The sequence below is a fragment of the Pseudoalteromonas sp. SG41-5 genome, from assembly GCF_014164495.1.
GTDB lineage: Bacteria > Pseudomonadota > Gammaproteobacteria > Enterobacterales > Alteromonadaceae > Pseudoalteromonas > Pseudoalteromonas rhizosphaerae.
Genome location: NZ_JACJFH010000105.1, coordinates 1,276 through 9,632, shown reverse-complemented (window position 1 = coordinate 9,632; position 8,357 = coordinate 1,276). Strand labels below are relative to the sequence as shown.

Annotated in this window: 5 protein-coding genes; 4 read left to right on the top strand and 1 reads right to left on the bottom strand. The window is 42.0% G+C overall.

Translation table 11 applies throughout. From position 1 onward, the window contains the following. The first annotated feature begins 533 nt into the window (after positions 1–533). The 4 genes from H5232_RS19775 to H5232_RS19760 all read left to right on the top strand — a co-directional run bounded on the left by H5232_RS19775 (position 534) and on the right by H5232_RS19760 (position 7,670). Entirely contained in the window at positions 534–2,606 is a 2,073-nt protein-coding gene (locus H5232_RS19775; protein ID WP_182831381.1) for a M13 family metallopeptidase, read from the top strand. 1,277 nt (positions 2,607–3,883) lie between these two features. Next, on the top strand, positions 3,884–4,759 hold the full coding sequence (locus tag H5232_RS19770) for an NTP transferase domain-containing protein (protein ID WP_182831380.1): 876 nt from the start codon (positions 3,884–3,886) through the stop codon (positions 4,757–4,759). 49 nt (positions 4,760–4,808) lie between these two features. Further along, positions 4,809–5,882 (top strand): phosphotransferase enzyme family protein, encoded by a 1,074-nt coding sequence (locus H5232_RS19765; protein ID WP_145237130.1) that lies wholly within the window; start codon positions 4,809–4,811, stop codon positions 5,880–5,882. A gap of 417 nt (positions 5,883–6,299) precedes the next feature. Beyond that, positions 6,300–7,670, top strand: a complete 1,371-nt coding sequence (locus tag H5232_RS19760) for a Gfo/Idh/MocA family protein (RefSeq protein WP_182831379.1) — start codon at positions 6,300–6,302, stop codon at positions 7,668–7,670. 450 nt (positions 7,671–8,120) lie between these two features. Here H5232_RS19760 and H5232_RS19755 read toward each other — a convergent pair whose 3' ends face one another. Further along, the gene (locus H5232_RS19755; protein WP_182831378.1) at positions 8,121–8,291 is read right to left on the bottom strand and encodes a hypothetical protein; all 171 of its coding nucleotides are present in this window, start codon (positions 8,289–8,291) and stop codon (positions 8,121–8,123) included. Between the last annotated feature and the right edge of the window lie 66 nt (positions 8,292–8,357).

Sequence of the window (8,357 nt, the reverse complement as noted above, 5' to 3'; positions counted from 1 at the left end):
AATTAATTACTTGTAGGCGAGTGGCTTGCCACCGCGTTTCAAAATATGATGTGGTGTTTTTGCGTCAGCAAGCTTAACGCCTACGGGTGTTAAAGTTTGTCTCGGTGTTAAATTTACTTTGATGTTTATTACTTACTTGTAGGCGAGTGGCTTGCCACCGCGTTTCAAAATGTAGTGTTTTTGCGTCAGCAAGCTTAACGCCTATGGGTGTTAAAGTTTGTCTCGGTGTTAAATTTACTTTGATGTCTAATTAATTGCTTGTAGGTGTGGTTTTATGCCGCGCTTTTGTATTTAGATGTTAGATGGAGCTAGTCTCTGCCTTTAACCTATATCTTTCATTGCTCGGTGGTGAACTTAAAATTGCGAGTGATAAACCCTCGCTTACAAACTTTGTTACATATTAAAAGCGCTTGTTTTGGTTCATCGGTTTATTGTTGCACTGAACAAGTTTAATATGGAAATAGCGAATATTCTATCGAAGTACTTTATTTGAGTGGTGAATATTTAAACGATAACTAACAAATGAGATAGTCATGAAAAAAGTAACTCTAACTGCGGCAAGTATTGCACTTGCTTTGGGATTAGTCGGTTGTGGCGAAAAACAAGAATCAACAAAAGCGCCTGAGGCCACGGTGGTTAGCGCACCAGCAGAGCAGTTAAATTCAGGTATTGAATTAGCAAATATAGATAAGTCGGTCCGTGCACAGGATGATTTTTATTATCACATTAATGGTCAATGGTTGGCGACGACTGAAATCCCGGGTGATAAATCAAACTATGGCTCGTTCTCACAGTTATATGATGATTCGCAAGAAGCGATGAAAATAGTGCTAGAAAAAGCGGCTGCGAATACGGCGGTTAAAGAGGGAACTGATGAATATAAGCTAGGTGCGTTCTTTAAGAGTTACATGAATGAAGCCAAGCGTGATGAATTAGGTATAACACCGCTAAATGGTCCGTTAACTGCTATTGATGGTGTTAAAAATAAGTCTGATTTAGTTACACTTATGGCGCAAATACGTATTCAAGGTGGCGCGGTGCCATTTGGTTGGTATGTAAATAATGACGCTAAGAACTCGAGTGAAAATGCATTATATGCGTATCAATCAGGCCTTGGCTTACCGGATCGTGATTATTATTTAAAAGATGACGAAAAGTTCACTAAAATTCGTGCCGCGTACCAAGTTTACATTGCTGACGTTCTAAAACGCGCAGGTGTAGAAAAAGCCGATGAAGCTGCTAAAGCAATTATTGCACTTGAAACCAGTATTGCTGATGCACAGTGGACGCGTGTTGAAAGTCGTGATGCTACCAAGTCTTATAATAAAATGAGTGTAGCGGATGCTAGTAAGTTAACAGGTGAGTTTGACCTTGCTGAATACTTCAAAGCGTCTGGTGTAAATGTACAAGATATTATCGTCAGTCAGCCTAGCTACTTTGAAAAGTTTGCCGATATTTATAAAGCAACAGACCTTGAAACGTGGCAACAATATCTTAAATTTCATTTAGTAAGTAACTATGCAGGTATATTAGATAAAGATCTGGTTGATTTAAACTTTAACTTTTACAGCACCACATTACGCGGCGTAAAAGAGCAAACTCCGCTTTGGAAACAAGCCGTTGATGCATCAAATGAAGTGTTAGGTGAAATTTTAGGAAAAGTGTACGTTAAAGACAATTTCCCGCCAGAAGCAAAAGCGCGCATGGAAGAGTTAGTTGATAACGTGATCAAAGGCTATGGCGTTGCGATTGAAAATCTTGAGTGGATGAGCCCTGAAACCAAGCTTGCTGCGAAAGAAAAGCTCGACAAATTTACCCCAAAAATTGGCTACCCAGATAACTGGAAAGACTATTCACAGTTAAGCATTAATGCGGATGATTTAGTTGGTAACTATATTCGCCATAGTGAATGGGCTTATGCCGATATGATTGACAAGCTAGGTAAGCCAGTGGATCGTTCTGAATGGCACATGACACCACAAACAGTAAATGCTTACTATAACCCGGTGAATAACGAAATTGTATTCCCTGCGGCAATTTTACAACCACCATTTTTTAACTTAGAAGCTGATGATGCGGTTAACTACGGTGCAATTGGTGCGGTAATTGGTCACGAGTTAGGGCATGGTTTTGATGACCAAGGTGCTAAGTATGATGGTGATGGTAATTTACGTGATTGGTGGAGCGAGTCAGACCTTAAACAGTTTGAAGAGCGCACTGGTCAGTTAGTTGCACAGTATAACGAGTATCAACCATTTGCAGATGCCAGTGTTAATGGTCAATTGACCTTAGGTGAGAATATTGGCGATTTAGGTGGCCTAACGGTTGCTTTCACTGCTTATCAGTTATCGCTAGGTGGCGATAAAGCGCCAGTCATTGATGGTTATACCGGTGATCAGCGCTTCTTTATGGGTTGGTCGCAAATTTGGCGTCGTAAATACCGTGACGAAGAGCTACGTAACCGCCTAATGACAGATCCGCATTCACCAAGCCATTACCGCGTGATCGGTATCTTGTCGAATATGCCTGAGTTTTATCAAGCATTTGACGTTAAAGAAGGCGACAAAATGTATATCAAACCAGCTGATCGCGTAAAAATTTGGTAATTAGTTTTTATTAGTTTGATGATTAAACGGTGGCTTAGGCCGCCGTTTTTGTTTTGAGGGGGAGTAAAAGGTTAAAGGTTAAAGGTTAAAGATAAAGGGGCTAGGTGCTAGGGAAGTGACTAGGAGCGCGTTGCTCGAAGCCCATGGCATTTACCCTCATTGTCTTCTCTTTGTGCGTCAGCAAGCTCAACGCCTACGGTGTTAAATTTTACTTTGGTGTTTAATTAATTACTTGTAGGCGAGTGGCTTGCCACCGCGTTTTAAATGTGGCTCGGAGTTTGTGCGTCAGCAAGCTTAACGCCTACGGGTGTTAACGTTTATCTCGGTGTTAAATCACTTGTAGGCGAGTGGCTTGCCACCGCGTTTTAAATGTGGCTCGGTGTTGGTGCGTCAGCAAGCTCAACGCCTACTGTGTTAAAGTTTACTTTGATGTTTAATCACTTGTAGGCGAGTGGCTTGCCACCGCGTTTTGAAATGTGCTCTGGTGTTTTTGCGTCAGCAAGCTCAACGCCTACGGGTGTTAAGTTGTACTTTGATGTTTAATTAATCACTTGTAGGCGAGTGGCTTGCCACCGCGTTTCAAAATGTGGTGTGGTGTTTGTGCGTCAGCAAGCTTAACGCCTACGGTGTTAAATTTTACTTTGATGTTTATTACTTGTAGGCGAGTGGCTTGCCACTGCATTTTAAATGTGGACGGAGTTTTTGCGTCAGCAAGCTCAACGCCTACGGGTGTTAAATTTTACTTTGATGTTTATTACTTGTAGGCGAGTGGCTTGCCACCGCGATATTCAATATTGTTTCGGTGTTTTTGCGTCAGCAAGCTTAACGCCTACGGGTGTTAACGTTTATCTCGGTGTTTTATTACTCACTTGTAGGCGAGTGGCTTGCCACCGCATTTTAAATGTGGAACGGTGTTTGTGCGTCAGCAAGCTCAACGCCTACGGGTGTTAAGTTGTACTTTGATGTTTAATTAATCACTTGTAGGCGAGTGGCTTGCCACCGCGTTTCAAAATGTGGCGTGGTGTTGGTGCGTCAGCAAGCTCAACGCCTACGGTGTTAAATTTTACTTTGATGTTTATTACTTACTTGTAGGCGAGTGGCTTGCCACCGCGTTTTGAAATGTGCTCTGGTGTTTTTGCGTCAGCAAGCTTAACGCCTACTAGGGAAGTGACTAGGTGCTAGGCTAGAACCTATCCCCTAAAACCTAGCTCCTATAGCTAGATCTGGCGGTTGAAACTGGTAAAATCAGCTTTATTAAACGTTAAAGCTGATTAAAAATGAAAAAACATCATCTAAGTTTAGTTGTCCTCGCGGGTGGCTTGGGCTCTCGTTTTGGTGGCAATAAGCAAATCGCTGAGATTGCTGGGTTGGGTTGTACCATTATGGAGTTGAGTATTGCTGATGCTGTTGCCGCAGGAGTAACTCAGGTAGTATTAGTGATCAATCAGGCTGTGCGCAGCGAGATTGAGCAAGTGATTTTACCGCGCTTACCAACGGGGATTGATGTTGTGTTGGTTGAACAACGCATTGATTTAGTGCCAGAACAATTCCAATTACTTGCACAACAGCGAAGTAAGCCTTGGGGCACCGGGCATGCTTTATTATGCGCTAAAGATCATGTTCATAACCCCGCGATCGTCATCACAGCCGATGATTATTATGGCGCGTCGTCATTTTTATTACTCGCTGAACATTTTAAAAACCTGACTAGTTGGGCTATGGTGGGTTACCCAATTATTGATACTTTGTCAGATCAAGGTGGGGTGAATAGAGGCGTATGCCAAGTTAAAAATAACCAATTAATTGATGTTGTTGAGTATTTAAATATTCAGCACGAGAACGGTCAAATAATGGGTGACAATCCGCAGGGGCTCCGTGAGAAAATTGCCGTGGATGCGTTGGCATCAATGAGTTTTTGGGCAATTACGCCAACATTTTTTGACCGCCTAGAAGCAGGCTTTGACGAGTTTCTGCAAAAGTATGACAACGGTGTCAGAATGGAGTATTATTTACCCGATCAAGTTCAACAAGCGATCACATCTAATCAACAAATAGTTACCATATATACCGCAAAAGAGTCGTGGTATGGAGTGACTTATAAATCAGAATTACAGGATGTTACAGGTAAATTATATGAATTACGTCACGGATGAACTAGCCCCGATCTTGCCTTTTCCAGGGCACAACAATAGCGAAGTAAGTATGAAGTCAAATTCCATTGCGGTTTACTTGTCTGAGAGTTTTGGTCTTGGTAGTGAAAAAATCAGCATGAAGCCAATTGGTAGTGGTCACATAAATAGCACTATGCTATTAACTGCACCAAAAAAATCATTAGTAGTGCAAAAACTAAATACCGAGGTTTTTCCTGAACCAGATATGTTAGTTAAAAATGCTCGTTTAATTGAACGTCATTTAACTAAAAAACGTCAATTAGGCGAGTATGATTTAGCAATCATCCGCCATGTTCCTACAGTTGAAAATAACTATTTAGTTGATTGTGATAACGGTGTTTGGCGCGCACTCGAATTTATTGGCGGCAGTTATAGTGAAGATGTAGTTTTAAATACTTCACAAGCGCAAACTGCAGCCAATGCATTTGGTCAATTTGCTGTTGCTTTAGAAGATTTTGATGCCAAGCAACTACATCATGTTATTCCTGATTTTCATAATTTAGCGATGCGCGCTGAAAAGCTCAAAGCTGTGATTGCAAAAGATCCACAGCAGCGCTTAGCCAGCTGCCAAGCTGACGTTGATTTTTGTTTCGCGCAATTTGGCTTAATTGATGAGCTTAAAGCATTGACGGGCATTGTACCGGTTCGACCATGTCATAATGATACTAAAATTAATAATATGCTGTTTTGTAATACATCAAATGATGCCAAAGCAGTGATTGATTTAGACACCTGTATGCCTGGTTATTGGTTGTATGATTTTGGTGATATGGTGCGTACTTTTTGCTCTCCTGAACAAGAAGATTCAACGGATTTAGCTAATGTATGTGTGCGTGAAGAGATTTTTGCAGCGGTAGTCAAAGGTTATGTAGAGCCTCTGAAAGACTTGATTACCGAACAAGAAAAACAAAGCTTTTGGTTAGGCACTAAAGTAATGACCTTTATGATTGGCCTACGTTTTTTAACTGATTACATTGACGGTGATCATTATTTTTCAATCAAGCATGCTAACCATAACTTAGAACGTGCGCAAAATCAGTTTGCTTTATATCGTGATATTCTCGCAAAAAAAACCACGCTTAAAGCTATTTTAAGAGATGTGTGATTTTTTCAGTTAAAGGGCTAGGTTGTAGGTTTTAGGGGGAAGTGAAATATCTTCTCACTAACACTCATTCACTTCTCTTTGTACAAAAATAGTTTTCGTAGGAGCCGGCTTTAGCCGCGAACGAAAGATTTAAAAGATTCATTCACAAATAGGTTAAGAGGCGCGTTTAAAATTGCGCGAGGTAAACTCCTGCCTACGGGTTGGCATTGGTGCTTGGGTTGTCGTAGGCGCGGCTTTACGCCGCGCGGTTTATAAAATTCATGGCTAAAGCCATTTCCTACATCGTCGATTGAGATTGGTTAAATACCAAGAGTTAGGGTTAATTCTAACCCCTTCCTATGCTATCCATCCCCATCTGCTTTACCTCCCAAGCTGTTTTAGGTAAGTTAAAACTAGATTAGTTCTAGGATAATAATAATGAAGCAGTTTAATCGTCGAGATTTTTTAAAAGCCGCGAGTGCTACGGCAGCGGCTAGTGTGATTTCAGGATGTGCCACGGGTACTCAAAGTGGCGTTATTACTCCCCCAGCGCAAGGGCGCTCTGTAATTGGCCTTGTCGCGCCAAAAATGGATATAGTACGGGTTGGGTTTATAGGCTTAGGACAGCGTGGTTTTGGCCACGTAAAGCGTATGAGTCATATTGCTGGTACAGAAATTAAAGCAATATGTGATACCCATGACGAAGTCTTACAGCGTTCAGCTAACTACCTCACTGACAAAGGGTTGGCTAAGCCTGCACTTTATACTGGCGCCGATAATGCCTATCAAGCAATGCTTAATCGCGATGATATTGATATTGTGATTATTTCTACGCCATGGTCATGGCATGCACCGATGGCAATCGATACCATGAATAGTGGCAAGCATGCTTTTGTTGAAGTGCCATTAGCATTGACGGTTGAAGAAATGTGGCAACTAGTTGATACCGCTGAGCGCACGCAAAAGAACTGTATGATGATGGAAAATGTCAACTATGGTCGTGATGAGTTAATGGTATTGAATATGGTTCGCCAAGGCGTGTTTGGTGAGCTGCTACATGGTGAGGCGGCGTATATTCATGAATTACGTTGGCAAATGAAAGAAGTGGAGCATAAAACTGGTTCTTGGCGTACCGCTTGGCATGCAAAACGAAACGGTAATTTGTATCCAACGCACGGTTTAGGCCCTGTGTCACAATATATGAATATTAATCGCGGCGATCGATTTGATTTTTTAACCTCAATGAGTTCACCGGCACTGGGCCGTAGCGCCTATGCAAAGAAAGAATTTCCAGCCGATCATCAACGTAATCAGCTTAATTATATTGCTGGCGATATGAATACCACGCTTATCAAAACAGTAAAAGGGCGCAGTATTATGGTTCAACATGATACCACCACGCCACGTCCATACTCGCGCCATAATTTAATTCAAGGCACTAACGGTGTGTTTGCTGGTTTTCCAAATCGTATTGCGCTGGAAGATGGTGGTTCGAAGAGCTTCCATGAGTGGGATTATGAAATGGCTGATTGGTATAAAAAATACGACCACCCACTGTGGACCAAAATGGGCGAAGAGGCAGAGCGTAACGGCGGCCATGGCGGCATGGACTTCTTAATGTTCTGGCGGATGATTTATTGTTTACGTAATGGTGAGGCGCTTGATCAAGATGTTTACGACGGCGCTGCTTGGTCTGTTATATCGCCGCTGTCGGCACAGTCAGTTAGTAATCGTAGTGCGTCAATTGATATTCCTGATTTTACCCGTGGTGCATGGCAAAGTGCCAAACCGCTAGGAATAGTTGGTTAAATGCTAAGAGCTGCGCGAGGCAAACTCGCGCATATTGTGTTTTTGCGTCAGCAAGCATAACGCCTACGGGTGTTAAAGTTTTAAATTTACTTTGATGTTTAATTAATTACCTGTAGGCGAGTGGCTTGCCACCGCGTTTTTAAATGTGGCGTGGTATTTGTGCGTCAGCAAGCTCAACGCCTACGGTGTTAAATTTTACTTTGATGCTTAATTAATTACTTGTAGGCGAGTGGCTTGCCACCGCGTTTCAAAATGTGATGTGGTGTTTTTGCGTCAGCAAGCTCAACGCCTACGGTGTTAAGGTTTATCTTGGTGTTAAATTTACTTTGATGTTTAATTAATTACCTGTAGGCGAGTGGCTTGCCACCGCGTTTCAAAATGTGATGTGGTGTTGTTGCGTCAGCAAGCTTAACGCCTACGGTGTTAAAGTTTACTTTGATGTGTAATTTATTACTTGTAGGCGAGTGGCTTGCCACCGCGTTTCAAAATGTGGCGTGGTGTTGGTGCGTCAGCAAGCTCAACGCCTACGGTGTTAAATTTACTTTGATGTTTATTACTTACTTGTAGGCGAGTGGCTTGCCACCGCGTTTTAAATGTGGCGTGGTGTTGGTGCGTCAGCAAGCTTAACGCCTACGGTGTTAAGGTTTATCTTGGTGTTAAATTTACTTTGATGTTTAATTAATTATC